Annotated in this window: 23 protein-coding genes, 1 other RNA gene and 1 pseudogene; 5 read left to right on the top strand and 20 right to left on the bottom strand. The window is 72.0% G+C overall.

Features of this window, described 5'->3' with window-relative positions; translation table 11 throughout:
• Positions 1-99: 99 nt before the first annotated feature.
• The 6 genes from ABTY40_RS25695 to ABTY40_RS25670 form a co-directional block, all read right to left on the bottom strand.
• A complete protein-coding gene (locus tag ABTY40_RS25695; RefSeq protein ID WP_352061692.1) occupies positions 100-1,761 on the bottom strand; it encodes a beta-N-acetylhexosaminidase in 1,662 nt (553 codons plus the stop codon).
• A 3-nt stretch (positions 1,762-1,764) separates the two neighbouring features.
• Positions 1,765-2,589, bottom strand: coding sequence for a carbohydrate ABC transporter permease (locus tag ABTY40_RS25690; RefSeq protein WP_352061716.1), 825 nt, complete (start codon positions 2,587-2,589; stop codon positions 1,765-1,767).
• 74 nt (positions 2,590-2,663) lie between these two features.
• Entirely contained in the window at positions 2,664-3,746 is a 1,083-nt protein-coding gene (locus ABTY40_RS25685) for a carbohydrate ABC transporter permease (RefSeq protein WP_352061691.1), read from the bottom strand.
• Positions 3,747-3,750: 4 nt separating this feature from the next.
• Positions 3,751-5,094: an extracellular solute-binding protein gene (locus ABTY40_RS25680; protein ID WP_352061690.1), complete on the bottom strand. Its 1,344-nt coding sequence runs from the start codon at positions 5,092-5,094 to the stop codon at positions 3,751-3,753.
• Positions 5,095-5,340: 246 nt separating this feature from the next.
• Complete coding sequence (locus ABTY40_RS25675; RefSeq protein ID WP_309056156.1) at positions 5,341-5,640, bottom strand: DUF3039 domain-containing protein; 300 nt, start codon at positions 5,638-5,640, stop codon at positions 5,341-5,343.
• Positions 5,641-5,715: 75 nt separating this feature from the next.
• The gene (locus ABTY40_RS25670; RefSeq protein ID WP_345281895.1) at positions 5,716-6,276 is read right to left on the bottom strand and encodes a YqgE/AlgH family protein; all 561 of its coding nucleotides are present in this window, start codon (positions 6,274-6,276) and stop codon (positions 5,716-5,718) included.
• 288 nt (positions 6,277-6,564) lie between these two features.
• Here ABTY40_RS25670 and murA point away from each other — a divergent pair, with 288 nt between their 5' ends.
• Complete coding sequence (murA, locus tag ABTY40_RS25665) at positions 6,565-7,911, top strand: UDP-N-acetylglucosamine 1-carboxyvinyltransferase (protein WP_352061689.1); 1,347 nt, start codon at positions 6,565-6,567, stop codon at positions 7,909-7,911.
• Positions 7,912-8,179: 268 nt separating this feature from the next.
• Here murA and ABTY40_RS25660 read toward each other — a convergent pair whose 3' ends face one another.
• The 7 genes from ABTY40_RS25660 to ABTY40_RS25630 form a co-directional block, all read right to left on the bottom strand.
• Positions 8,180-8,461 carry an HU family DNA-binding protein gene (locus tag ABTY40_RS25660; RefSeq protein ID WP_017237029.1) on the bottom strand — a complete coding sequence of 94 codons (282 nt, stop codon included), beginning with the start codon at positions 8,459-8,461 and terminating at the stop codon, positions 8,180-8,182.
• Between the two features lie 426 nt (positions 8,462-8,887).
• Complete coding sequence (locus ABTY40_RS25655; RefSeq protein WP_345281900.1) at positions 8,888-10,303, bottom strand: NAD-dependent malic enzyme; 1,416 nt, start codon at positions 10,301-10,303, stop codon at positions 8,888-8,890.
• A 366-nt stretch (positions 10,304-10,669) separates the two neighbouring features.
• Positions 10,670-13,009 (bottom strand): HelD family protein, encoded by a 2,340-nt coding sequence (locus tag ABTY40_RS25650; RefSeq protein WP_352061688.1) that lies wholly within the window; start codon positions 13,007-13,009, stop codon positions 10,670-10,672.
• Positions 13,010-13,070: 61 nt separating this feature from the next.
• Positions 13,071-13,571: a GNAT family N-acetyltransferase gene (locus ABTY40_RS25645; RefSeq protein WP_352061687.1), complete on the bottom strand. Its 501-nt coding sequence runs from the start codon at positions 13,569-13,571 to the stop codon at positions 13,071-13,073.
• 59 nt (positions 13,572-13,630) lie between these two features.
• Positions 13,631-14,776, bottom strand: a complete 1,146-nt coding sequence (locus tag ABTY40_RS25640; RefSeq protein WP_352061686.1) for a uroporphyrinogen-III synthase — start codon at positions 14,774-14,776, stop codon at positions 13,631-13,633.
• Between the two features lie 84 nt (positions 14,777-14,860).
• Entirely contained in the window at positions 14,861-16,216 is a 1,356-nt protein-coding gene (locus ABTY40_RS25635) for a nitrate/nitrite transporter (protein WP_352061685.1), read from the bottom strand.
• Positions 16,217-16,361: 145 nt separating this feature from the next.
• Positions 16,362-17,342: a LysR family transcriptional regulator gene (locus ABTY40_RS25630; RefSeq protein ID WP_352061684.1), complete on the bottom strand. Its 981-nt coding sequence runs from the start codon at positions 17,340-17,342 to the stop codon at positions 16,362-16,364.
• An 82-nt stretch (positions 17,343-17,424) separates the two neighbouring features.
• Between ABTY40_RS25630 and ABTY40_RS25625 the strand changes: the two genes are divergently transcribed.
• The 3 genes and pseudogenes from ABTY40_RS25625 to ABTY40_RS25615 all read left to right on the top strand — a co-directional run bounded on the left by ABTY40_RS25625 (position 17,425) and on the right by ABTY40_RS25615 (position 19,255).
• Positions 17,425-18,681, top strand: coding sequence for an MFS transporter (locus tag ABTY40_RS25625; protein WP_352061683.1), 1,257 nt, complete (start codon positions 17,425-17,427; stop codon positions 18,679-18,681).
• Positions 18,682-18,726: 45 nt separating this feature from the next.
• On the top strand, positions 18,727-19,002 hold the full coding sequence (locus ABTY40_RS25620; RefSeq protein WP_352061682.1) for a type II toxin-antitoxin system Phd/YefM family antitoxin: 276 nt from the start codon (positions 18,727-18,729) through the stop codon (positions 19,000-19,002).
• A gap of 65 nt (positions 19,003-19,067) precedes the next feature.
• A pseudogene (locus tag ABTY40_RS25615) lies at positions 19,068-19,255 on the top strand (Txe/YoeB family addiction module toxin).
• A gap of 63 nt (positions 19,256-19,318) precedes the next feature.
• On the opposite strand, the gene ssrA reads toward ABTY40_RS25615, so the two are convergent.
• From ssrA to ftsE, 5 genes are all read right to left on the bottom strand, one after another.
• Positions 19,319-19,687: a transfer-messenger RNA gene (ssrA, locus tag ABTY40_RS25610) on the bottom strand.
• A gap of 101 nt (positions 19,688-19,788) precedes the next feature.
• Positions 19,789-20,340, bottom strand: a complete 552-nt coding sequence (gene smpB / locus ABTY40_RS25605) for an SsrA-binding protein SmpB (RefSeq protein WP_345281917.1) — start codon at positions 20,338-20,340, stop codon at positions 19,789-19,791.
• A gap of 18 nt (positions 20,341-20,358) precedes the next feature.
• A complete protein-coding gene (locus ABTY40_RS25600) occupies positions 20,359-21,534 on the bottom strand; it encodes a S41 family peptidase (protein WP_352061681.1) in 1,176 nt (391 codons plus the stop codon).
• Positions 21,535-21,612: 78 nt separating this feature from the next.
• Positions 21,613-22,530, bottom strand: a complete 918-nt coding sequence (ftsX, locus tag ABTY40_RS25595) for a permease-like cell division protein FtsX (RefSeq protein ID WP_352061680.1) — start codon at positions 22,528-22,530, stop codon at positions 21,613-21,615.
• 21 nt (positions 22,531-22,551) lie between these two features.
• Positions 22,552-23,241, bottom strand: coding sequence for a cell division ATP-binding protein FtsE (ftsE, locus tag ABTY40_RS25590; protein ID WP_030223113.1), 690 nt, complete (start codon positions 23,239-23,241; stop codon positions 22,552-22,554).
• Between the two features lie 241 nt (positions 23,242-23,482).
• On the opposite strand from ftsE, the gene ABTY40_RS25585 reads away from it, so the two are divergent.
• Positions 23,483-23,665: a hypothetical protein gene (locus ABTY40_RS25585; RefSeq protein WP_345281922.1), complete on the top strand. Its 183-nt coding sequence runs from the start codon at positions 23,483-23,485 to the stop codon at positions 23,663-23,665.
• 124 nt (positions 23,666-23,789) lie between these two features.
• Here ABTY40_RS25585 and ABTY40_RS25580 read toward each other — a convergent pair whose 3' ends face one another.
• Together ABTY40_RS25580 and prfB are read right to left on the bottom strand one after the other, a co-directional pair.
• Entirely contained in the window at positions 23,790-24,587 is a 798-nt protein-coding gene (locus ABTY40_RS25580; protein WP_352061679.1) for an LPXTG cell wall anchor domain-containing protein, read from the bottom strand.
• Between the two features lie 439 nt (positions 24,588-25,026).
• On the bottom strand, positions 25,027-26,133 hold the full coding sequence (gene prfB, locus ABTY40_RS25575; protein ID WP_352061678.1) for a peptide chain release factor 2: 1,107 nt from the start codon (positions 26,131-26,133) through the stop codon (positions 25,027-25,029).
• Positions 26,134-26,161: the final 28 nt, after the last annotated feature.

Raw genomic sequence — 26,161 nt, 5'->3', positions numbered from 1 at the left:
GACGTCCCGGGAGTGACGGTAACTTCCGTTTCGCCGCACTTGGGTGAGGTGGGGAAGCGAGGTCGCTCACACCGCGCCGACGGGGACGCGGGGCGGGTGTCAGACGTTCGGGGGCGGTCCCTCCAGCGGGCGGCCCGGGACGCCCGGGCGGCGCTGCCACGGGTGGGGGCCGGCGGGCGGGCGGTAGTCGACGCCGAGGGCGTCGAGGCGCCGGTAGTGGATCTTCATGCGCCGGGTGAAGTCCGCGTGGTCGCGGTCGGCGGGGGCGGGGAGCGCGGACCAGACGACCTCGGCGAAGGCGGCGAGGCGCGGGTACACCTGGTAGTCGACGCGGGCGCGGTTCTCCATGACCTCGGTCCAGACGTTGGCCTGGGCGCCGAGGACGCGGGCGGCCGCCGCGGCGGAGAGTCCGGGCGGGACGGGTTCGAAGCGGTGGACGTCCTCCAGGGTGCGGACGTACCCGATGGGCATCGGCTCGTCGTCGCCCGGGGCCTGACGGTGGTCCAGGTAGACGTGCTGCTCCGGGCACATGACGACGTCGTGGCCGGCCTCGGCGGCGGCGATCCCGCCCGCGTACCCCCGCCAGGACGCCACGGCTGCGCCCTCCGCCAGGCCGCCCTCCAGGATCTCGTCCCAGCCGATGAGGCGGCGGCCCCGGGTGGCGAGCCAGCGGTCGAAGTGGCGGACGAACCACGACTGGAGCCCGTCCTCGTCGCCGACGCCGAGTTCGGCGATGCGGGCCTGCGCGGTGGGTGAGGCCTTCCACTGGTCCTTGGGACACTCGTCGCCGCCGATGTGCACGAACGGCGAGGTCTCCGCCGGGAAGAGGTCCAGGATCTCCTCGAACACGCCCTCGTAGAAGCGGAGGACGGCCTCCGTGGGGGCGAGGACGTGGGGGTTGACGCCCCAGGTGTCCCAGACGGTCAGGGCGGTGGTGTCGACGACGTCGGTGTTGCCGAGTTCCGGGTACGCGGCGATGGCGGCCTGCGAGTGACCGGGGAGGTCGATCTCCGGGACGACGGTGATGTGCCGGTCGGCGGCGTAGGCGACGATCTCGCGGATGTCGTCCTGGGTGTAGAAGCCGCCGTGCGGGGTGTCGTTCCAGTACGGGGAGGCCCGGTGGCCCCACTTGGTACGGCTCCGCCACGCGCCGACCTCGGTGAGGCGCGGGTGGCGCCGGATCTCGACGCGCCAGCCCTGGTCGTCGGTGAGGTGGAGGTGGAGGACGTTCAGCTTGTGCGCGGCGAGCAGGTCGAGCTGGCGCAGGACGTCGTCCTTCGGCATGAAGTGGCGGGCCACGTCGAGCATGAGGCCGCGCCAGGCGAAGCGCGGGGCGTCCTCGACGGTGCACTCCGCGAGGGCGGGCGGGGGGCCGGCGGTCAGGGGCGCGCGCCGGAAGGCTTCGGGGCCGAGGAGCTGGCGGAGGGTCTGGGCGCCCCAGAAGACGCCCGCGGGGCCGCCGCCGGTGATCTCGGCGGTGCCGCTCGCCACCGAGACGCGGAGCCGGTACGCCTCCGGGGCGAGGCTGCCGTCGAGGCGGAGGCGGATTCCGGTGGCGGCCGGGGCCCCGGCGGCGGGCGGCGGGTGCAGGGGAAGGCGGAAGGCGGCGCCGAGGGTGGCGCGGAGCCAGCGTTCGGTGGTGCCGGTGCCGGGGGCGGCGTCCAGGGTCGTCCGGGCGTCGAGGCGGAGGGCGCGGGTGCGGTCGTGCGGCCCCTCCACGCGCGCGGGGGCCGGGATCAGGTCCGTCGGGTCGGGGTTCACGCGTCAGTCCTTCACCGCGCCGCCGAGTCCGGAGACCAGTCGGCGCTGTACGAGTACGAAGAAGACGAGCACCGGGACGGTCATGACGGTGGAACCGGCCATGATGCCGCCCCAGTCGTTCTCGTCCGGTTTGAAGAAGACGAGCAGCGCCATCGGCAGGGTCGACTGCGAGGTGTCGCTGATGAGGAAGGACTTCGCGAAGAGGAAGTCGTTCCAGGTGGAGATGAACGAGAAGACGCTCGTCGCGACGAGGCCGGGCAGCACCAGCGGGAAGAGGATCTGCCACAGGAAGCGGGTGCGGCTCGCGCCGTCGATCTGCGCCTGTTCCTCCAGGGCTTCGGGGACCGCCCTGACGAAGCCCCGCAGCATCCAGATCGCGAAGGGCAGCGAGAAGGCGAGGTGCGGCAGGATCAGCGAGCCCAGGGTGTTGAGCTGGCCGAGGTCCCGCATGAGGAAGAACAGGGGGATGGTGAGCGCCTCCACCGGCACCATCTGCGCGATCAGGAACATGACGAGCAGCGTCGTGCGGTAGCGGAAGCGGAAGCGGGTGACGGCCGTCGCCGCGAGGAACGCGATCAGCGCGGAGGCGAGGACGACGCTGACGGCCACGACGAGCGAGTTGAGGAAGTAACGGCCGAATTCCTGCTGCTCGAAGACGCGCCGGAAGGAGTCCAGGGTCGGGGAGAGCGTCCAGGGCCGGGGCCGGGCCGACTGGATCTCGCCGGTCGGTTTGAGGGCGGAGAGGACCATCCAGTAGAGGGGGAAGGCGACGGCGGCGGCCACGAGGAGGGTGACGGCCTCGGCGGCGAGACGTCCGGGCCGCCGGATCCGTACGCGGGCACGGGCCCGCGGTGGCGTACGGACGTGGCCGCCGGGGGCAGGGACAGGGGGGACGGAGGCGGTCACAGTTCTTCTCCCTGACGGCGCAGGAGCCGGAGGTACACGAGCGTCACGGCCAGCAGGATCAGCAGCATGACGACCCCGATCGCCGCGCCCAGGCTGTACTGGGAGGAGGCGAAGGCCTTCTGGTACGCGTACACGTTGAGGACGAGGTTCTGGCCGGCGATGCCGCCGCCGTGCGTCATCACGTAGATCTGGGTGAAGACCTTGAAGTCCCAGATGATCGACTGGATCGTGACGACGACCAGGATCGGCCGGAGCAGCGGCGCGGTGACGGAGCGCCAGATCCGCCACTGGGAGGCGCCGTCGAGGGCGGCGGCCTCCAGGACCTCGGTGGGGACGGCCCGGATGCCCGCGTAGACGGTGACCATCACGAACGGGAAGGAGCACCAGACGACTTCCATCAGGACCAGGGCGAAGGCGCTGTACCGCCCGTACGTCCAGGAGAAGTCGCCGAGGCCGAGGAGCCGGTTGACGGGTCCGAGGTCGGGGTCGAAGAGGAAGACCCAGACGGTGGAGCCGGTGACGGCCGGGGTCGCCCAGGCGCCGAGCGCGGCCAGCATGAGGACGAGCCGGGGCAGGGCGCGGACGCGGGTCAGGAGCACGGCGAGGGCGCAGCCCACGGCGAGGGTGGTGACGACGCAGGCGGCGGCGAAGAGGACCGTGGCGAGGAGGACCTGCCGGAACTGGGGGTCGGTGAAGAGGGCCGTGTAGTTGGCGAGGCCCCGGAAGGTGGTGGGCTCGCCGCCGCTGACCTGTGCCTGGGTGTACTCCAGGACGGAGATGAGGCCGAGCTGGTAGACGGGGTAGACGAGCAGCGCGCCGAGGACCAGCAGGGCGGGCAGGAGGTAGAGCCAGGGCGTCCACCTGCCGGGCGTCCCGGGCAGGCCGGGGCGCAGGGTACGGCTCCGGGGAGCCGGGGAGCGCCGGTCCGGGGAGCGCGGGCCCGTGGCTCCCGGGAGCGGGGCGGCGGAGGCAGCGGCGGCCTCCGGGGAAGGGGCGACACCGGTACCACCGGAACCGCCGGCCCCCACCGGGCCGCCCGCCGGCGGCTCGCGGAACTTCCGGGCGTACGGGTTCGGCATCGGCTCAGCCCGCCGACGTGAAGGCGGCGTTCATCTTCCCGGCCGCGTCCTCGGTGGCCGTCCGGACGTCCTTCCGGCCGCTGACGATCTCCTGGAACATCGTCGGGAGGACGAGAGAGGAATCGATCCTGCCCCATCCGGCGGAGGCGGGGACGAAGCGGGTCCCGGCCGCCAGGGTGTCCGTGAACGGCTTCACGAAGGGCTTGCGGCGGGCGGCGTCGGCGCGGACGTCGGTGTACGTGGGCAGGAAGCCCATCGCGTCGAACAGCTTCGCCTGGGTGTCCTTGCCGGCGAGGGCCTTCATGAGGTCCACGGCGAGGCTGCGGTGCGAGGTGCTCCGAAGGACGCCGAGATTGTTGCCGCCGGCGAAGGCGGGGGCGATGGAGCCGGGGGTGGTACCGGGGAGGGGGACGACCGCGTACCTGCCCTTCACCGCGCCGGCCTCGACGGCGGCGTGGCTGAAGTCGCCGCCGATGGCCATGGCGGCCTTGCCGGAGGCGAAGGCGGTGACGGTGGCGTTGCCGCCCATCTGGGCGCACTTGGCCGCCGGGCAGTTGTCGTCGCCGAAGAGGGAGGTGTACGTGGTGATGCCGCGCCGGGCGGCCTCGCCGTCGATCGCGGCGCGGGTGTCCGGCCCCTCTCCGGTGGCGAGTTCGCCGCCGGCCGCCCAGACGAAGGGCAGGGCGCCGTAGGTGTAGGCGCCGCCGACGGCGATGCCGTACAGCTCGGGCCTGGCCCGGTGGATCCGCTTCGCGGTCGCGACCAGCTCGGCCTGGGTCCTGGGGACGGCGAGGCCGAGTTCGCGGAAGACGTCGGTGCGGTAGTAGAGGGCGCGGACGCCGACGAAGAGGGGGGCTCCGTAGACCTTGCCGCCGACGGTGACGGAGCGTTTCGCGGTGGGGTCGGTGTCCTTGGCCTCGGGCCAGGCGGCGAACTCGGCGGTGACGTCGGCGAGTCCGCCGTCCTTCACGTAACCGGCGGTGTCGGTGTTGCCGTACTCGATGACGTCGGGGGCGGAGCCGGGGTCGTTGAAGGCGGCCTTGACGCGCTGGGCCCGGGTCTCGACGGGGATGTACTCGACCTCGACCTCCGTGCCGGCGTGCCGCTGCTCGAAGGCGGTGACGGCCTGGTCGACGACCTGTTCCTTGGGCTTGTTGTTCACCTCCTGGAACAGCCAGACGCGGAGGGTGCCGGACTTCTCGTCGCCGGCGGCCGTGCCGCCGGAGGTTCCGGGCGCGCAGGCGGTGGCGGTGAGGGCGGCGAGCAGGAGCGCGGCTGCCTTGGCGGTGACGAGGGTCCCCCCTGCTCGAGCGAAGCCGAGAGCGTGGGGGAGGGCAGGAAGCTTCATGGAACGGACCCCTCCGAGCGTGCGTTGCAACATACGCAACGTGCGTTTCGTGCTGCACAACACGCGTGAGGTTAGGGGCCGTTCCCGCCCGTCCACAAGAGGTCTCGACCACTTCCGTCCCCGGCAGCACCCGCCGGGAGGCGCGCCCCACCGTCTCCCGGACATGCGAAACGGCCCCCGCCGCAGGCGCCGAAGCGCGTACGACGGGGGCCGTCCCCGACCTCGGGGGGTCCGGTCAGCGGCGGGTCACTTGCCCTGTCCGCCGCCCTTGCCGCCCTTGTCCTTGTCTCCGCCGCCGGAGCCCATGGACTCGTAGATCTCCTTGCACATCGGACAGACCGGGTACTTCTTGGGGTCGCGCCCCGGTACCCAGACCTTTCCGCACAGCGCCACGACGGGCGTGCCGTCGAGAGCGCTCGCCATGATCTTGTCCTTCTGGACGTAATGGGCGTAGCGCTCGTGGTCGCCGTCACCGTGGGACACCTGCGGCGTCGGCTCGACGAGGGTTCCCGTACCTGCCCCGCGCTCGGGCTCGAGAGTGCTCATGGCACCCAGGGTACTGAAAGCCGTGGGGCACGGTCCCACGGCTCGGCCCCGAGCCCTGCCCGCACCCGGTCCGCGTCAGTTCAGCGTGGGGTCGTCCGGGTACGTCGCCACCATGGCGAGGTCTCCGCGCTGGCGCCGCAGGACCTGGCGCCACAGGGTCTCCGGCCGCGGGGAGGACACGTCGCCGGGCTCCGACTCGACCACGTACCAGGCGCCCTCGGCGAGTTCGTCCTCCAGCTGGCCGGGGCCCCAGCCCGCGTACCCGGCGAAGATGCGCAGCGAGCCGAGGGCGGGGCCGAGGAGTTCGGGCGGGGTCTCCAGATCGACGAGGCCGATCGCGCCGTGCACCCGCCGCCAGCCGAGCGGGCCCTCGTCGCCGGGGATCACGGCGACCCCGAGGGCCGCGTCGAGCGAGACGGGGCCGCCCTGGAAGACGACCCCGGGCTCGCCGGCCAGATCCGCCCACGGGGCGAGGATGTCGCCGACGGTCACCGGCGTGGGCCGGTTGAGGATCACGCCGAGCGAACCCTCGTCGTCGTGGTCGAGCAGCAGCACCACCGCGCGGTCGAAATTCGGATCCGCCAGCGCGGGGGTGGCCACGAGCAGCCGTCCTGTGAGCGAGGACACCTCGGTCATGCGACACATGATCCCGCATCTTCGGCGTTTGCGGGGGTTGTCGGGCGCAATGCCGGTTACACGATGGACTCTCGCAGGTCGGAAGGGAGGGGACAGCAGGGCCGAGACCACCGCGATACCTCCCCGACCATCGAACCGGACCGTGACGCTCCGCAAGATCACGGGGACGGAGGGTGCTGTGCCGAATTCATTACATCTGAGAAGCCCCCCGACACGCCGGGAGGGGGTGTCATGGACCCTTACCCTTTTCTCTGGCCACCCGACCGACAACTCCGGAACGCGAGATTCATGACCGGCACAGACAGCCATGATGTACTGCTCGTCCATGGCGGAACCCCGCTGGAGGGCGAGATCCGCGTCCGCGGCGCGAAGAACCTCGTGCCCAAGGCGATGGTCGCCGCGCTCCTCGGCAGCGGGCCGAGCCGGCTGCGCAACGTGCCCGACATCCGTGACGTCCGGGTCGTTCGCGGACTGCTCCAGCTGCACGGTGTGACGGTGCGCCCGGGCGAGGAGCCCGGCGAGCTGGTGCTCGACCCGACGCACGTCGAGTCCGCGAACGTCGCCGACATCGACGCCCACGCCGGTTCGTCCCGCATCCCGATCCTCTTCTGCGGCCCGCTGCTCCACCGCCTCGGCCACGCCTTCATCCCGGGCCTCGGCGGCTGCGACATCGGCGGCCGGCCGATCGACTTCCACTTCGACGTGCTCCGCCAGTTCGGCGCGACCATCGAGAAGCGGGCCGACGGCCAGTACCTGGAGGCGCCGCAGCGTCTTCGCGGCTGCAAGATCCGCCTCCCGTACCCCTCGGTCGGCTCGACCGAGCAGGTGCTGCTCACCGCCGTCCTCGCCGAGGGCGTCACCGAGCTGTCCAACGCGGCCGTGGAGCCCGAGATCGAGGACCTGATCTGCGTTCTGCAGAAGATGGGCGCGATCATCTCCATGGACACCGACCGGACCATCCGGATCACCGGTGTCGACAGGCTCGACGGCTACACCCACCGGGCCCTCCCGGACCGCCTGGAGGCGGCGTCCTGGGCCTCCGCGGCGCTCGCCACCGAGGGCAACATCTACGTGCGCGGCGCGCAGCAGCGCTCGATGATGACCTTCCTCAACACGTACCGGAAGGTCGGCGGCGCCTTCGAGATCGACGACGAGGGCATCCGCTTCTGGCACCCGGGCGGCTCGCTCAACGCGATCGCCCTGGAGACGGACGTCCACCCCGGTTTCCAGACCGACTGGCAGCAGCCGCTGGTGGTGGCCCTGACGCAGGCCTCGGGTCTCTCCATCGTCCACGAGACGGTGTACGAGTCGCGGCTCGGCTTCACCTCCGCCCTGAACCAGATGGGCGCGCACATCCAGCTGTACCGCGAGTGCCTGGGCGGCTCGGACTGCCGCTTCGGCCAGCGGAACTTCCTCCACTCGGCCGTCGTCAGCGGTCCGACCAAGCTCCAGGGCGCCGACCTGGTCATCCCCGACCTGCGCGGCGGCTTCTCGTACCTGATCGCGGCGCTGGCGGCCCAGGGCACCTCCCGGGTCCACGGCATCGAGCTGATCAACCGCGGCTACGAGAACTTCATGGCGAAGCTGGTCGAGCTCGGCGCGAAGGTCGAGCTGCCGGGCGGCGCGCTGGTCTAGCTCCCGATCGCACGCCGAGAGGGCCCGTACGGACGCCGTACGGGCCCTCTCGCGTCCCCGGGGGGCGTAGCGGAGGTTCTTTTCCCCGGAGGCGTACCGGGGGCTCTTGTGATGGGTCCGCCGGGAGGCGCCGCCGTACAACGCCCCGTGCGGGCGTACGACGAGGGCGGCCACCCCCTGACAGGGGTGGCCGCCCTCTGCGCCTGCCCCGGGCCGTCCCGCGGCCCCGGCACGCTGCCGGCGGGCGGTGTGGCCCGCCCGCGACGGCTTACTTGCCCTTGGCGGCTTCCTTGAGCTTCGAGCCCGCGGAGACCTTCACGCTGTAGCCGGCCGGGATGTTGATCGGGTCGCCGGTCTGCGGGTTACGAGCGGTGCGAGCGGCACGGTGGGTGCGCTCGAAGGTCAGGAAGCCGGGGATGGTGACCTTCTCGTCGCCCTTGGCGACGACCTCACCGACGGTCTCGGCGAGGGCGGCGAGGACGGCGTCGGCGTCCTTGCGGGTCACCTCGGCGCGGTCGGCCAGCGCGGCCACCAGCTCACTGCGGTTCATGTTGTTACTCCCGTGTTCTTCTTGCCTGTGAGGCGTGCCACGCGGCGAGAGCCGCATGACTGGGTACAGCGAAGCCGATGCTGCCAGGGCCTTCGGACAGTCCCCGGACCCGGGTCCCTTGACGGACCCTCGCGCCCAAACACGCATCCTGCCCCCACCAGCGGCGGGAACGCCAATCCGGCACCCCCTGGGGTCACACGAAAAGCGCCAGAGTCCCCAGGTGGTGACACAGCGTCGACTCCGCGTGAGGTACGCCGAGCCGGAGATCCACCCTAAAGGCGGGTTTATGGTGCCGCGACCCACGACACGCCCGGTCACGGACCGTGGGCACGGCGGAGGCCCCGACCGGCCCCGGGGGCCCGGCCGGCTCGGCCGGGGCCCGGCGGGTGCCGCGCGGGGCCTTCGGGGCCGCACGGGGGCTCGGCGTCAGGCGCCCGCGCCCGCCGCCTTGGCCGCGTTGCGGACCGCTCCCGCGACCGCTCCGGCGACCTTGTCGTTGAAGACCGAGGGGATGATGTAGTTCGGGTTGAGCTCGTCCTCGGTGACGACGTCGGCGAGGGCGCTGGCGGCCGCCAGCATCATCTCCGTGTTGACCGTGCGCGACTGGGCGTCGAGCAGACCGCGGAAGACACCCGGGAAGACCAGCACGTTGTTGATCTGGTTGGGGAAGTCCGAGCGGCCGGTGGCGACGACGGCGGCGGTCTGCCGGGCGGCGGCCGGGTCGACCTCCGGGTCGGGATTCGCGAGCGCGAACACGATGGCGTCCTCGGCCATCGCGGCGACGTCCTCGGCGCCCAGCAGGTTCGGGGCGGAGACGCCGATGAAGACGTCGGCGCCGACGACCGCCTCCTTGAGGGTGCCGGTGACGCCCTCCGGGTTGGTGTTGTCGGCGATCCAGCGCAGGGGCGAGTCGGCGGGGGCGTCCACCAGGTCCTCACGGCCGGCGTGGACGACACCGTGGATGTCGGCGACGACGGCGTGCTTCACGCCGGCGGCGATGAGCAGCTTGAGGATGGCCGTGCCGGCGGCGCCGGCGCCGGACATGACGACGCGGACGTCCCCGATGCCCTTGCCGACGACGCGGAGGGCGTTGGTGAGGGCGGCGAGGACGACGATGGCGGTGCCGTGCTGGTCGTCGTGGAAGACGGGGATGTCGAGGGCCTCGCGGAGCCGGGCCTCGATCTCGAAGCAGCGGGGCGCCGAGATGTCCTCCAGGTTGATGCCCGCGAAGCCGGGGGCGATGGCCTTGACGATCTCGACGATCGCGTCGGTGTCCTGCGTGTCGAGGCAGATCGGCCAGGCGTCGATGCCGGCGAAGCGCTTGAAGAGGGCGGCCTTGCCCTCCATGACGGGCAGGGCGGCCTTGGGGCCGATGTTGCCGAGGCCGAGGACGGCGGAGCCGTCGGTCACGACAGCGACGGAGTTGCGCTTGATGGTGAGGCGGCGGGCGTCCTCGGGGTTCTCGGCGATGGCCATGCAGACGCGGGCGACGCCGGGGGTGTAGATCATCGAGAGGTCGTCACGGTTGCGGATGGGGTGCTTGGACGCCATCTCGATCTTGCCGCCGAGGTGCATCAGGAACGTACGGTCCGAGACCTTGCCGAGGGTGACGCCCTCGATGCCGCGCAGCTGCTCGACGATCTCCTCCGCGTGCGCGGTGGAGGTCGCGGCAATGGTGACGTCGATGCGCAGCTTCTCGTGGCCGGAGGCGGTCACGTCGAGGCCGGTCACGGACCCGCCGTGGGACTCGACCGCGGTGGTGAGCTGGGAGACCGCGGTCCCGCTCGCGGGTACCTCGAGGCGGACCGTCATCGAGTACGAGACGCTGGGCGCCGTTGCCATGGCCGAGTTCCTCTGCTTTCCCTAGCTTCGTTGCTACGCCGCTCCGGCTGGTTGACCCGGCGGCGCCCTCCGATGGTCGCACCTACCTGCCGGTAGCAGGTAATGCGGTCATTTTGTTTTCGGAAAGTAGTTTCCACCATACGAGAGATGGCCGGGAAGCAGAAGAGGCCCCCGTCACCTGAGGTGACCTGGGGCCTCAACTTTGTATGTACGTCTAAGTGGCACCGACCCGCCATGCTCGCCTCGCGGCAAGTGGTCCCTCTGAGGGACGAAGGTTGGGCCCGGGGGCTTGGATCGAGCCGGTGCCACACCCAGGCTAACAAACCACCCCGCCCGGTGATTCCAGCGCCACAGGTTGACCTGAAATCAATCCCGCAGCAGGTCCGGTACGCCCGCGGCGTCGGGCAGGTCACGCGGGCCCGACAGCACGGTCAGGGCCTGCGTGGAGCGCGTCAGCGCCACGTACAGGACCCGCAGGCCGGCCGGGGACTCGTCCGCGATCTCCGCGGGCGAGACGACGAGGGTGGCGTCGTACTCCAGGCCCTTCGCCTCCAGGGAGCCGAGGGCCACCACCCGGTCGCCGAGCCCCGCGAGCCAGCGGGCGGCCTCACCGCGCCGGTTCATGGCGACGACGACGCCCACCGTGCCGTCCACCTCACCGAGCAGCCGCTCCGCCTCGGACCGTACGGTTTCGGCCAGGTGGGTGTTTTCCGGTACGGCGACGAAGCGGGGCTCCACACCGGTGGAGCGGACCGCGCGCGGGGACTCCTTGCCCGGCATGGCCAGCGCCAGGACCCGTGCGGCGAGCTCGGCGATCTCCGCCGGGTTGCGGTAGTTCACGGTCAGCTCGAAGCGGCGGCGCGGACGGCTGCCGAGGGCCTCGTCGCGGGCGGCGGCGGCCTCGTCCGGGTCGGACCAGGAGGACTGCGCCGGATCGCCCACCACCGTCCAGGTCGCGTGCCGGCCGCGGCGGCCGACCATCCGCCACTGCATGGGCGTGAGGTCCTGGGCCTCGTCCACGATGACGTGCGCGTACTCGGTGCGTTCGGCGGCGAGCCGCTCGGCCCGCTCGCGCTGCGTCTCCTCCCGTACCGGCATCAGCTCCTCCAGGCCGGTGAGCTGGTCCAGCGGGTCGTACTCCCGCTTCCGCCGCGGGCGGGCCGGGGCGCCGAGCAGGGTGTGCAGCTCGTCGAGGAGGGCCACGTCGTGCACCGACAGGCCGGGGCGGCGCAGCGAGCGGGCGAGCCGCCGCACCTCCCCCTGGTTCAGGACGCGGCGGGCCCAGCGGCCCAGGCGCTTCTCGTCGGCCATCGCGTCGAGGACCCGGCGCGGGGTGAGCTCGGGCCACCAGGCGTCGAGGAAGCCGAGGAAGGAGTCCTCGGTCGACACGTCCTCGTCGAAGGAGGACCGCAGCTCGGCGGCGAGCTCCGGGTCGCTGTGCCGGCCGACGGCGCCGGACTTGGCGTACAGCGCGTCGAGGAGCAGCCGGCGGGCGCGCGGGCGGAGCAGGTTCACGGGGGTGGTGCCGGACAGGACGTTCTGCCGGATCCGCCGCAGTTCGTCGGCCTCCAGCTCCAGGCGGCGGCCGAAGGCGACCACCCGCAGCCGCGTGGGCGTGCCGGCCGGGGCGGCCCGCTCGTCCTCGGCCGGCTCCGGCAGTTCCGGCTGGGCCTTGGGCTGCGGCGTCTCCAGGGCGCCCCGGGCGGCCTTGCGGAGGACGGCGACCATGCGGGAGGAGCCCTTGATCCGGGCGACGGCCGGCTCGTCGTACGCGGTGGCCTCCACCCCGTCGACCAGGGAGCCCAGCGCGCGGATCGCGACCTGGCCCTCCTCGCCGAGCGAGGGCAGGACGCCCTCCGTGTACGACACGAGGAGCGGGGTCGGCGAGACGATGAGGATGCCGCCCGCGTACCGGCGCCGGTCCTGGTAGAGCAGGTAGGCCGCCCGGTGCAGGGCGACCGCCGTCTTGCCGGTGCCCGGGCCCCCCTCGACGTACGTCACGGAGGCGGCGGGCGCGCGGATGACCAGGTCCTGCTCGGCCTGGATGGAGGAGACGATGTCCCGCATGGTGTGGCTGCGGGCCTGGCCGAGCGCGGCCATCAGGGCGCCGTCGCCGATCGCGGGCAGCTCGCGTCCGCCGAGGGTCGCCTTCAGCTCCGGGCGCATCAGGTCGTCCTCGACGCCGAGCACCTTGCGGCCCTTGGAACGGATGACCCGGCGGCGCACCACCCGGCCGGGGTCCACGGGCGTGGACCGGTAGAACGGCGCGGCGGCGGGCGCGCGCCAGTCGATGACGAGCGGGGAGTAGTCGGAGTCCAGGACGCCGATGCGGCCGATGTGGAGGGTCTCCCCGATCTCGGCCGTGTTGTCGGGGCGGATGGCGTCCTCGGCGGGCTCCAGGGAGGTGTAGGCCCCGTCGGGGCCCTTCTTGCCGTCCTTGCCGTACAACAGGTCGATCCGTCCGAAGAGGAAGTCCTCGAACTCGTTGTTCAGCCGGTTGAGGTGGATCCCGGCACGGAAGACCTGGGCGTCGCGCTCGGCGAGCGCGCCGGGCGTGCCGACCTGGGCGCGCTGGGCGGCGTCGTTCATCAGGAACTCCGCCTCGTGGATCTTCTCCTCCAGACGGCGGTAGACGTGGTCCAGATGTTCCTGCTCGACACCGATCTCACGGTCCCTGACCGTGTCCACGGCTTCCTGCGCGGCCACCGAGGCCCCCTTCTGACGTGCACTGGGCAGCCGTCGAGCGTACGCCACCGGGGCCGCCCTGTCAGGCGTGGGGCGGCGGATCGTCGTGGAGGATCCGCTGGAAGAGATGGTGGTCGCGCCAGGCGCCGTCGATGTGGAGGTAGCGGGGCGCGGTTCCGAAGCGCTCGAAGCCGGCCTTCGCGAGGACCCGCTGGGAGGCGTGGTTGTCCAGGACGGTCCCCGCCTCGACCCGGTGCAGGCCCAGTTCCTCCCGCGCCGCCCGGCACGCCTCCTCCACCATCGCGGTCGCCAGGCCCCGGCCGGTGTACTCCGCGTCCACCCAGTATCCGAGGGACGCGCTGCGGAAGGGGCCGAGGGCGATCCCCGAGAGCGTGGCGCACGCGGCGACCCGCCCGCCGTCCAGGGCGATCCAACGCACGGCCCCGTCCCCGAGCCGCTCCGCCTGCCCGGCCGGGGTGTAGTAGCGGTCGGGGCGGTGCGGCTCCCAGGGCCGCATGTGGGCGCGGTTGCGGGAGAGCGCGGCGGCGAGAGCCGGGGCGTCGGAGGGGCGGGCGCGTCGCACGCGAAGACCGTCGGGGATCACGCCGGTACGGTAACGGGCCGGGGCTCGGGCCCGGCCCGTCACGCCCCGTACTTCGACTCCGCCGACGGGTCCAGCGACAGGCGGTAGCCGCGTTTGACGACCGTCTGGATGAGGTGGGGGGCGCCGAGGGCCGCGCGGAGGCGGGCCATGGCCGTCTCCACGGCGTGCTCGTCCCGCCCCGCCCCCGGCAGCGCCCGCAGCAGTTCCGCGCGGGAGACGACCCAGCCGGGCCGCCGGGCGAGGAGGCCGAGGAGGGCCATGCCGGCGGGCGGTACGGGCCGCAGCGCGCCGTCGACGAGGACGGCGTGTCCGCGGATCTCGACGCGGTGCCCGGCGACGGGCAGGACCCGGGCCCGGGCGGGCAGTTCGGTGCACAGGAGCTGGACGAGCGGCCCGAGCCGGAAGCGTTCGGGCTGGTGCGTCTCGATGCCCTCGGCCTGGAGCGGCAGCGCGGTCACCGGCCCGACGCACACCGCGAGGACCTCCTGCCGCAGCGCGGTGACGAGCCCGTCCCGTACCCCTTTCTCCGCCGCCCTGGAGAGCAGCGACGCGGCGGCCGGGGCGCTGGTGAAGGTGACGGCGTCGAGCCCGCCGGCGAGGACCGCGTCGAGGAGCCGGTCGAGCGGCGCGGGGTCCTCGGGCGGCATCCAGCGGTAGACGGGGACGCCGACGACCTGCGCGCCGGCGGCGGTGAGGGCCTCCACGAAGCCGGGCAGCGGCTCCCCGTGGAGCTGGAGGGCGACGCGCCGCCCGGCCACGCCCTCGGCGAGGAGCCGGTCGAGGACCTCGGCCATGGATTCGGAGGTGGGGGACCAGGACTCGGTGAGGCCGGCGGCCCGTACCGCCCCCTTCACCTTCGGCCCGCGGGCGAGGAGTTCGCTGCCGCGCAGCACGTCGAGGAGTTCCTGCCCGCATCCCCAGCCCTCGGCGGCCTCGACCCAGCCGCGGAAGCCGATCGCGGTGGTGGCGACGACGACGTCGGGCGCGTGGCCGATGAGTTCCTTGGTGGCGGCGAGGAGTTCGGTGTCGTCGGCCAGCGGCACGATCCGCAGGGCGGGCCCGTGGACGACGGCCGCGCCGCGTCGGCGCAGCAGCGCGATGAGCTCGTCCGCGCGCCGGGCGGCGGTGACTCCGACCGTGAAGCCGGCCAGGGGGCCGTGGTTCTCGCCGTGGTTCTCGTCCATGGGGCCCGAGCCTGACGCGGCCGCGTGACGGTCCGGGTTCACGCGTATTTCCTGGTCGTTACGGTCCGCGCCGTGCACGGCAGATCACACCTTCGCGTATCCGGGCCGGGTCTCGGGCTGCTCCGCGCCCTCGGCGGTGTCGGGAACGGGGCTCGTCCTTCGAAGGTATACCGCCCAGGTGACGGCCATGCAGGCCGCGTAGTAGGCGAGGAAGGCGACGAAGGCGCCGGTGCCGCTGCCGACGGTCAGGAAGGACTGGCGGAAGGCGAGGTTGATGCCGAGTCCGCCGAGGGCGCCGATGGCGCCGATGAGGCCCATGGAGGCGCCGGAGAGCCGACGTCCGTAGGCCTCGGCGGTCTCGCCGGTGAGGCCCTTGCGGTGGCCCTGGGCGAGGAAGATCGCCGGGATCATCTTGAAGGTGGAGCCGTTGCCGAGGCCGCTGAGGACGAAGAGGGCGATGAAGCCGACGAGGAAGACGGCGAGCGAGGCGGTGACGGAGGCGTACAGGACGACTCCGGTGGCGGCGGCCATGGCGGCGAAGGTGCCCAGGGTGATGCGGGCGCCGCCGTGCCGGTCGGCGAGGGCGCCGCCGACGGGCCGGATGAGGGAGCCGAGGAGGGGGCCGATGAAGGTGAGGGAGGCGGCCTGGAGGGGGGTGCGGCCGAACTGGGTCTGCAGCACCAGGCCGAAGGCGAAGCTGTAGCCGATGAAGGAGCCGAAGGTGCCGATGTAGAGGAAGGCCATGATCCAGGTGTGGCGGGCGCGGACGGCTTCCCTGACGGCGCCGGTGTCGTTGCGGACGGGGGCGAGGTTGTCCATGAAGAGGGCCGAGCAGACGGCGGCGACGACGATCAGGGGCAGGTAGACGCCGAGCACGATCCGGGGGTGCAGGGCGCCGGCGGTGCCGATGACGAGCAGGCCGACGAGCTGGACGACGGGGACGCCGATGTTGCCGCCGCCGGCGTTGAGCCCGAGGGCCCAGCCCTTCTTCCGGAGCGGGAAGAAGGCGTTGATGTTGGTCATGGAGGAGGCGAAGTTGCCGCCGCCGACGCCGGTGAGGGCGGCCACCACGACGAAGGTGGTGTACGAGGTGCCGGGCTCTATCGCCGCGAAGGCGAGGCCCGTGGGGAGGAGGAGCAGCAGGGCGCTGAAGACGGTCCAGTTGCGGCCGCCGAAGCGGGCGACGGCGAAGGTGTACGGGATGCGGATCAGCGCGCCGACGACGGTGGCGGTGGCGATCAGGAAGAACTTGCCGGCCGGGTCGATGCCGTACTCGGGTCCCATGAACAGGACCATCACGGACCACAGGCTCCAGACGGAGAAGCCGATGTGCTCGGAGAACACGGAGAAGAGGAGGTTCCTCTTCGCGACGCGTTCGCCGCCTTCGCGCCAGAACGTCTCGTCCTCCGGCTCCCAGCGTTCGATCCAGCGGCCACCCATCACGTACCTCCACGGAGTCGGATCCCTGAGGTGACCGACGCTAGGGAGGCCGCGTTTCAGGGCGGTGGCGGGAGGTGACGGGGGCGGAACCTTGCTCTCACCCGGGGCGCGGCGCGCCTGTGAGCGCCCCCTTCCGCGCTCCGGCTCAGGCCCCGCCCGGCGGGGTCCGCGGCAGTCCGGGTTCATCGTCGGGGAGCCAGGAGCCGGGCGGGCGCAGCAGCCAGCCCTCCTGGGCGCCGATCTCGGCGGCCGCCCGGCGCAGGGCGTCGAGGCCGGGGTGCCGGAGCCCCTTGCGCCACACCAGGCTCACGGGAGACAGGGGGACCGGGTCGACGAGCGGCCGCAGGACGCAGCCGGGCATGGAGGGGAAGTCGACCACGGCGAGGACCGGGTGGCGGTACTTGGCCATGATGCGCCGGAACTCCTCCTTGCCGACCGCGAGCGGGGCGGGCGGGGAGAGGGCGATGCCGCGCCCGGCGAAGAGGCGGACGGCGAGGTCGGTCCACTCGGGGGTGCGGTCGTTGCCGGCTCCGGCGTAAACGTGCTCGCCGGCGAGCCGGCCGAGCGGTACCTCGCCGAGCCCGGCGAGCGGGTGGTCCTCGGGCAGGATCACGGCCATCGGCTCGTACCGCACGAACTGCGCGTCCAGCCGGTCGCGGAAGCGGGCGTCGAGACCTCCGTACCGGCCGAAGGAGACGTCCAGCCGCCCGGCGAGGATGTCCCGCGCGGCGCCGGTGAGTCCGCTCTCGAAGCGGGCCATCAGCTCCTGGTCGGGGGCGAGTTCGCGGGCGCGGGCGAGGACGCGCTCGTGGGCGAGGCCGGGGCTGTTGAGGTCGACCAGGAGGGGCCGCGGTTCGGCGCGGAAGGCGTCACGCAGTTCGTCGTGGGCGGCCAGCACCCGGCGGGCGTACGGCAGGAGGCGTTCGCCGTCCGGGGTGAGGGTCACCTGCCGGGTGGTGCGGAGGAAGAGGTCGGCGCCGAGCTCCCGCTCCAGGCGCCGGATGTCCCGGCTGAGGGCCTGCTGGGCGACGTAGAGCCGTCCGGCGGCGCGGGTGAAGTGGAGCTCCTCGGCGACGGCGGTGAAGGCGCGCAGCAGCCGGGGCTCGATGTCGTGCGGAGTGGCCACGCCGCATTCAACAACACAGGTGCGTGAATCACCACCGATCAGGTGTTGGACCGGACCGGGCCGGGCGGCCGAACCTTGATCCATGCCGCATCCGGACCTCACTCTCACCCCGGCGGGCCCGGCCCTCGCACCGCGCTTCCGCGACGCTCCGCCCGCCCGCCCGGCCGGCCCGTACCGCCGTCTCTTCGCCCTTCCGGGCACCCGCGCCTTCACCGCCGGCAACCTCGTCGCCCGGCTGCCGATGGGCATGTTCGGCGTCGCCGACGTGATGATGATCTCGGCGGCGTACGACTCCTACGCGCTGGCCGGATCCGTCACGGCCACCGGTCTCGCCGTCGGTTCGGTCACCGCCCCGCTGATCGCCCGCCTGGTCGACCGGTACGGGCAGGCCCGGGTCGCGGTCCCGGCCACCCTGTACGCGGTCCTGGGCCACGTCCTGATGGCGCTGTGGGTCCACGAACGGACGCCCGTCTGGGCCCTGTTCGCCACGGCCGCCCTGACCGCGACCGCCCCGAACACCGGGGGCATGTCCCGGGCCCGCTGGGCGCACCTGCTGAAGGGTGACCCGGCGGCCCTGCACACGGCCAACTCCTTCGAGCAGGCCGTCGACGAGCTGTGCTTCATGCTGGGCCCGGTCCTGGCGGCGGTGCTGTGCGCGGCGCTGTTCCCGGAGGCGGGGACACTGGCCGCCGCGGCCCTGTTCCTGACCGGTGTGCTCCTCTTCGCGGCGCAGCGGTCCACGGAACCACCGGTCGCCGCGCGGACGGCGGCGGGCTCGCCGCTCCGCGCGCCCGGCATGGTGCCGCTCCTCGCGGTCTTCCTCGCCACGGGCGCCGTCTTCGGGTCGATGGAGGTGGTGACGCTGGCGTTCGTGGACGGCCCGGTCGCCGGCCCCGTCCTCGCCCTCCAGGCGGCGGGCTCCTGCGCGGCGGGGCTCGTCTACGGCCGTGCCCGCCGCTCCGCCCGGCTGCGCACCTGCCTGACGGCGATGGCCGTCCTGATGACCCTGCCGCTGCTCGCCGCGTCGACCGGTTCGCTCCCCGCCCTGGCCGGCGGTCTGCTGATCGCGGGCATGGCCACGGCACCGACGATGGTGACGGGGATGGGCCTGGTCCAGCGCCTCACGCCGCCCGCCCAGCTCAACGAGGGCATGACGCTCGCCGTGACGGCGCTGCTCGCGGGCATCGCCGCGGGTTCGGCCACCGGCGGCTTCGCCGCCGACCACGCCCCCTTCGCCGCCTTCGGCTTCCTCGTCCCGGCGGCAGCGGCGGCCCTGGCCCTGCTCCTGACGGCGGGGCTCCGGACCGCGACGCTCACCGGTACCGCCGCGCGGGACTAGTCCGGCACCATTTCCCCGTACCACTCCCGGCCGTCGGAGGACGCGATGTCGATAAGCGCCAGTGAAGCGAGGGCCACGCTCTTTCCTCTCATCGAGCGGGTCAACAACGACCACACCCCTGTGCGCATCAGTTCCAGGAACGGCGATGCCGTCCTGATGTCCGCCGCCGACTACGACTCGTGGCAGGAGACGGTCTACCTGCTGCGCTCCCCCGAGAACGCCAGGCGTCTCATGGAAGCCGTCGCTCGGGACCGGGAGGGTGCGCCGACGGTCGCCGTATCCCTGGACGAAGTGCGGGAGATGGCCGGAGGCGAGGAGTGAGGAGCGTCCACTTCGACCCGGCCGGCTGGGAGGACTTCCTGTTCCGGCTCGCCTCGGACCGCCGGATGGCTCGTCGCATCGCCCGCCTCATCGGCGAGATCCAGCGCGATCCGTTCACCGGCATCGGGAAACCGGAACCGCTGAAGGTGATCTGTCAGGCTACTGGTCCCGCAGGATCGACGACGAGCACCGGCTGGTGTACCGGGCGGACGACAAGGAAGTGAAGATCCTCAAGGCCCGCTATCACTACTGACGGCCGACATGACAGAGGCCCGGCGGTCGCGTCGCGACTGCCGGGCCTCTGCCCACATGGGATGAGTGGAGATGGCGGGAATCGAACCCGCGTCCAACGGTGCGGAACCAGGGCTTCTCCGTGTGCAGTCTGGTGCGAGTTTCTCGGCCCTCCGGATCACCCAGACAAGTCCGGAACGGGCTCAGTCACTGTTTGATTTCCCTCTTCACCCCGTGACCGGGATCAAGGTTTAGTTCCCTGCATGATGCCAGGATCCGGGTCGGGAACAGCCCCGGGCTGACACTTCGCAAGTCGCTACTTAGGCAGCGAGGGCGAAGGAATCGCGCTTGGTGTTGGCGATTATTGGTTTCGGCGCGTGGTTAACGAGATCATTGCCGCTTCCTCGACACGCTTCCCCTGCTTCGACATCCGCTGTCGAAACCGATCATCCCCATGTTGATTTTTCAAACCGCGCACCCTCGGTGGGGTGCGTGGCCCATCGTACGTGACCAACGGCCACGCGTGCCAGCGTATTCCCGGCGGCCGGCCGGGCGTCACCCACCCGCGGCGAGCTTCGCCGCCCGCTCCCGGCGCCTGGCCGCCGCGATGGCGCGGCTCGCCTCGCGCGTGTCCTGCTTCTCGCGCAGCGTCTGGCGCTTGTCGTACTCCTTCTTGCCCTTGGCGAGCGCGATCTCGCACTTGACCCGGCCGCCGAGGAAGTACAGCGCGAGGGGCACGATCGTGTGCCCCGTCTCGGACGCCTTCTGCTCCAGCTTGTCGATCTCGGCGCGGTGCAGCAGCAGCTTGCGCTTCCGCTTCGCCGAGTGGTTGGTCCAGCTGCCCTGCGTGTACTCGGGCACATGGATGTTGTGCAGCCACGCCTCGTGGCCGTCGATCTGGACGAAGCCGTCCACCAGCGAGGCGCGGCCCATGCGCAGCGACTTCACCTCGGTGCCCATGAGGACCACACCGCACTCGTAGGTGTCGAGGATGTGGTAGTCGTGCCGCGCCTTCTTGTTCTGCGCGATGAGCTTGCGCTCCGGCCCCTTGTCCTGGGTCTTCTTCTTCGCAGGGTTGCCCTGCACGTTCACGAGTCCCTTTGCCATAGTGCGGTCATTTTCGCACTACGAGCCCCCTCCGAGGCCACTCAATACCGTGCGGGCCCGCTCCTCGGCCCCCTCCCCCGCCGTCAGGTCGGGTGTGATGCCCCGGCCGTCGACCGCGTGCCCGGCGGGCGTCCGGTAGTGGCCGACGGTGAGCTCGGCGACGGAACCGTCCGGCAGGGTGCTCGGCATCTGCACCGAGCCCTTGCCGAAGGTGCGCGAGCCGACGGTGACGGCCCGGCCCCGGTCCTGGAGGGCGCCGGTGAGCAGTTCGGCCGCGCTCATGGTGCCGCCGTCGATCAGCGCGACCAGGGGCCGTCCGGTGTCGCCGCCGCGCTCCGCGTACACGGCCCGCTGCTCGCCCTCCACGTCGTACGTGGCGACGAGGCCGCCGTCGAGGAAGGCGGAGGCGGCGACGGCCGCCTCCGAGACCAGGCCGCCGGAGTTGCCCCGCAGGTCGAGCAGGACGCCGGCGCCGGAGGGAGCGGCCCGTACCGCCTCCCGGACCCGTGCGCCCGCGCCCTTGGTGAAGGCGGCGACCCGGATGAGGAGGGTGCCGTCGTCGTACCGGCGGACGGTGACGGGTTCGGTGGCGAGCCGGGCCCTCCTGAGCTCTCGCGTCCAGGCGGTCCGGCCCCGCTCGACGCGGAGGACGACGGACGTGCCGGGCACCCCGTCACCGCGCAGGAGGGCCACGACCTCGGAGACGGAGAGTCCGGCGACGGGGCGTCCGTCGACGGAGGCGAGACGGTCGCCCGCCCGCAGTCCGGCGCGCGCCGCCGGGCCGCCGGGCTGGACCCGGGTGATGCGGACGCCGTCCCGGCCGGCGCGGCCCGCCGACAGGCCGACACCGGTGTACGTGCCGTCCAGGGCCCGCTCGAACTCGGCGTACTCCTTCTTGTCGTACACCGCGCCCCAGCGGTCGCCGCTGCGGCTGACGAACTCCTCGGCGGCCTCGGTGCCGGACTTGCCGTCGGCCATGGCCGCGGCCGCGGCCCGGTTGAGGGCGGCGGGGTCGACCGTCGAGCCGCGCGGGGCGGGGGCGGCGGGCCGCCGCTCGGCGGAGGCCGGCTCCTGCCGGGGCAGCGCGCCGGTGGCGGCCGCCGTGGCGAGGACTCCGGCGAAGACCAGCGTCAGAGCGGCCCCACGGAGGACTCCGCGGGGCCGGGGTGAGAGATCGTCGGTGCCGGCCGGCATGCCGCCCACTCTAGGACAAGCGAACGGCGCCGCACGGCCTTTGGCCGGACGACGCCGTTCCCCGAGGGGGGTGTTTCGTCACACCTTCAGGTACTTGCGCAGCGCGATGAAAGCCGCCACGGCGGGCATGAGGAGCCCGATGGCGAGGACGAGCGGCAGCTTGGCCAGCACGGCGTCCCAGCCGATGAAGGTGACGAGCTGCATCTTCTCGGCCAGGGCGATGCCGTGGTCGATGAGGAAGTAGCGGCCGACGAGGAGGAGCACACAGGCGACCGCGCCGCCGAGGAGGCCGGCGAAGGCGGCCTCCATGATGAACGGCATCTGGATGTAGAAGCTGGAGGCGCCGACGAGCCGCATGATGCCGGTCTCGCGGCGGCGGCTGAACGCCGAGACGCGGACGGTGTTGACGATCAGCATCAGCGCGATGATCAGCATGAGGCCCATGACGCCGAGGGCGGCGATGTTCATGCCGTTCATCAGGTCGAAGAGGTTCTGCAGGATGTTCCGCTGGTCCTGGACCGATTCCACGCCGTCCCGGCCGGCGAAGGCGGTGGCGACGACCTTGTACTTCTCCGGGTCCTTGAGCTTGACCCGGAACGACTCCTGCATCTGGTCCGGGGTGATGACGGACGCGATGGCGGTGTCGCTGTACTGCTCCTTGTAGTGCTTGAACGCCTCGTCGGCCGTCTCGTGGTGGACGGTCTCGACGATGTCCATCTTCCGCAGGTCGGCCTCGATCTGCTCCTTCTGCTGCTTGGTGACCGCGCCCTTGGCGCACTTGGGCGCGGAGGTCGCGTCGGTCTTGTTGCAGAGGAAGATGGAGACGTTGACCTTGTCGTACCAGTAGTCCTTCATCGTGCTGACCTGCTCGCGCATGAGCAGCGCGCCGCCGAACAGGGCGAGCGAGAGGGCCACGGAGACGATGACGGCGAAGGTCATCGTCAGGTTGCGCCGGAGACCGACGCCGATCTCGGAGAGCACGAACTGAGCGCGCATGGTGTTCTGGTTCCCCCGCCGTCAGTGCTGGTAGCCGTAGACGCCACGGGCCTGGTCGCGGACGAGACGGCCCTTCTCCAGCTCGATGACGCGCTTGCGCATCTGGTCGACGATGTTCTGGTCGTGGGTCGCCATGACGACGGTGGTCCCTGTCCTGTTGATGCGGTCGAGCAGCTTCATGATGCCGACGGAGGTCTGCGGGTCGAGGTTGCCGGTGGGCTCGTCGGCGATCAGCAGCATCGGGCGGTTGACGAAGGCGCGGGCGATGGCCACGCGCTGCTGCTCACCGCCGGACAGCTCGCCGGGCATCCGGTCCTCCTTGCCGCCGAGGCCGACGAGGTCGAGGACCTGGGGTACGGCCTTGCGGATCTCGCCGCGCGGCTTGCCGATGACTTCCTGGGCGAAGGCCACGTTCTCGGCGACGGTCTTGTTGGGCAGCAGGCGGAAGTCCTGGAAGACGGTGCCCAGCTGGCGGCGCATGTGCGGCACCTTCCAGTTGGACAGCCGGGCGAGGTCCTTGCCGAGGACGTGCACCTGGCCTTGGCTGGCGCGCTCCTCCCGAAGGAGCAGCCGCAGGAAGGTCGACTTTCCGGAGCCGGAGGAACCGACGAGGAAGACGAACTCCCCCTTCTCGATCTCCAGGGAGACGTCCCGGAGCGCGGGGCGGTTCTGCTTCGGATAGGACTTGGAGACGTTGTCGAATCGGATCACGGATGCACCACGGTCGGCCGGGGGTAGGTGAGCGTGACCTTACGCGAACGGGGATGTCCCGCGCAGTCGCGGTCCTGGCTTGCGTGCTTTATCCTTTTTCGCCCTCCGAGTGGCCCGTCGGCGGCCGGCGGGGGCGCGCCGAAACGCCGCGGAGCTGGCACAGTGGTAGGGGGAACGTCCGGATCCCGTCGGGCGTTGTCCTGGTGTCCCTGTGCGGGAGTGTGCGGGAGGAGGAGAGCGCATGACCTATGACCGACTGGTGTGCGCCAACTGCGCGGCCCCGGTCGCCGAGGGCCGCTGCCGCGTCTGCCGCGCCAACCGGGAGCGCCTGGGCCCGCAGGGTCTGTCCCCCGCGACGCTGCTGACGCTGGCGGTCGCCCTGCTCGCGGCGATCGCCCTGCTCGCGGCCGTCCGTACGGCGTAGCGGTACGGCGGACGGTGTGCGGAAGGCGCGCGCACCGGCCGGAAGGGTGAGACGACGAAGCGCATGAGGAAGGGCCGGGGAGCGGTGGCTCCCCGGCCCTTCGTCATGCGTGGACGCGGGTGCGTCAGGCGGCGGTACGGCCGCCGGCGACGACGCGCGGCAGCAGGCGGAAGCCGATGCCGCCCGCGATCATGGTCGCGGCGCCGATGACCAGGAAGGAGGTCTCGGCCGCACCGGTCTCGGCGAGCTCCTCCTTGGCCTGGCCCTGCTGCACGGGCTGCGAGCCGGCGTTGTTGGTGTCGGTGTTGCTGTTGCCGGTGTCGACGCACTCCGCGCCGTCGAGGTCGACGGTGCAGGTGCCGGGCTCGTCGGAGCCGGACCCGGTGCCGTTGTCCGTGCCACCGGTGCCCGTGCCGCCGGTGCTCGGGGTGGTGGGCTCGTCGGTGTCACCCGGGGCCGGGTCGGTGGTGGTGCCGGGGCCCGGCTCCTCCGTCTCGACCGGGGGCTCGTCGGTGGGCGGGTTGGTGACCGGCGGCGCGGTGGTGACCGGCGGGTTGGTGACCGGCGGCGTCGTGACCGGCGGCGCGGTGGTGACCGGCGGCGTGGTCACCGGCGGCGCGGTGGTGACCGGCGGCGTCGTGACCGGCGGCGCGGTGGTGACCGGCGGCGTCGTGACCGGCGGCGCGGTGGTGACCGGCGGCGTGGTCACCGGCGGCTCCGAGGTGACCGGCGGCGTGGTCACCGGCGGAAGGGTCACGTCACAGCCCGGCTCACCCGGGATGCAGGTCGGGATGGGCGTCGGGTTGTCCTCGCCGAAGATGTCCACGGCCTGTGCGGCACCGGCCGCGGTGAGCGACGCACCGGCCGCGATCACGGCGCCGGCGGCGACGCGCGCGACACGGATACGCATCTGCTTCGTCATGTGGCTGCTACCCCCAGTAGCTCAATTCGTCATGGGGCAGCGCTCGGGGCCCCGCGCAGCAGGGGCGGCATCACGACTAGATCGGCCCCCGTTCACACGCGCCCCAGAATTGCGCATGCCAGTGGGCCACCCTTCCGAGTTTCCGAAGCAGCGTCAAGGTCGTTGCGCGTGCGATGCCCGAAAGATCACGACTTGCCTGCCATGGGGCGATGCAACTGTGACGTAAACCCTTAACTACGGCCCCTGAACAGCCAGTTCCCTTGTCGACAAAGCGCCTGGTGGCGGTGTTTCCGCTTGCGCCCGCGAATCCGCGCGACCGTCACGGAGCGTCCCGGACACGGGCCGCGGGACGGCGCCGGGTGCGGGTCCCGGTCCGGCCGGGCACGCGTCCGGGCCCCGCACCTGGAGGGGTGCGGGGCCCGGGGACGTGGCGAGGGTGTTACTTCTCCTGCTGCTTGCGCCAGCGGATGCCGGCCTCCAGGAAGCCGTCGATCTCACCGTCGAGGACCGCCTGCGGGTTGCCGACCTCGAACTCCGTCCGGAGGTCCTTGACCATCTGGTACGGGTGGAGGACGTACGAACGCATCTGGTTGCCCCACGAGCTGCCGCCGTCGCCCTTGAGCGCGTCCATCTTGGCGCGCTCCTCCTGGCGCTGGCGCTCCAGCAGCTTCGCCTGGAGGACGTTCATGGCGCTCGCCTTGTTCTGGATCTGGGAGCGCTCGTTCTGGCAGGAGACGACGATGCCGGTCGGGAGGTGCGTGATGCGCACCGCCGAGTCGGTGGTGTTGACGCCCTGGCCGCCGGGCCCGGAGGCGCGGTAGACGTCGATGCGCAGCTCGGACTCGTCGATCTCGACGTGGTCGGACTGCTCCACGACCGGGAGGATCTCGACGCCCGCGAAGGAGGTCTGGCGGCGGCCCTGGTTGTCGAAGGGCGAGATGCGCACCAGGCGGTGGGTGCCCTGCTCGACGGAGAGGGTGCCGTAGGCGTAGGGGGCCTTGACGACGAAGGTGGTCGACTTGATGCCGGCCTCTTCCGCGTACGAGGTCTCGTAGACCTCGGTCGAGTAGCCGTGGCGCTCCGCCCAGCGCAGGTACATGCGCTGGAGCCGCTCGGCGAAGTCGGAGGCGTCGACGCCGCCGGCCTCGGCACGGATGTTGACGAGGGCCTCGCGCTCGTCGTACTCGCCGGAGAGGAGGGTACGGACCTCCATCTCGTCGAGCGCCTTGCGCACGGCGGTCAGCTCGGTCTCGGCCTCGGCCCGGGTGTCCGGGTCGTCCATCTCCTCGGCGAGCTCGAAGAGGACGGCGACGTCGTCGATGCGGTTGCGCAGCGCCTCGGCCTTGCGGACCTCGGCCTGGAGGTGCGAGAGCTTGCTCGTGATCTTCTGCGCGGCCTCCGGGTCGTCCCAGAGGGACGGGGCCGCGGCCTGCTCCTCGAGCACGGCGATGTCGGCCCTCAGCTTGTCGAGGTCCAGGACGGCCTCGATCGACGCCATGGTCGAGGAGAGGGACTTCAGTTCTTCGGATACATCGACGACTGCCACGCGTCCAGCGTAACGGCTCCGGGCCCGG

The organism is Streptomyces sp. NPDC126503 (genome assembly GCF_040302405.1).
Classification (GTDB): Bacteria; Actinomycetota; Actinomycetes; order Streptomycetales; family Streptomycetaceae; genus Streptomyces; species Streptomyces gulbargensis.
The sequence above is the reverse complement of the archived record's forward strand: the minus strand, read 5'-3'. Positions and strand labels throughout refer to the sequence as shown.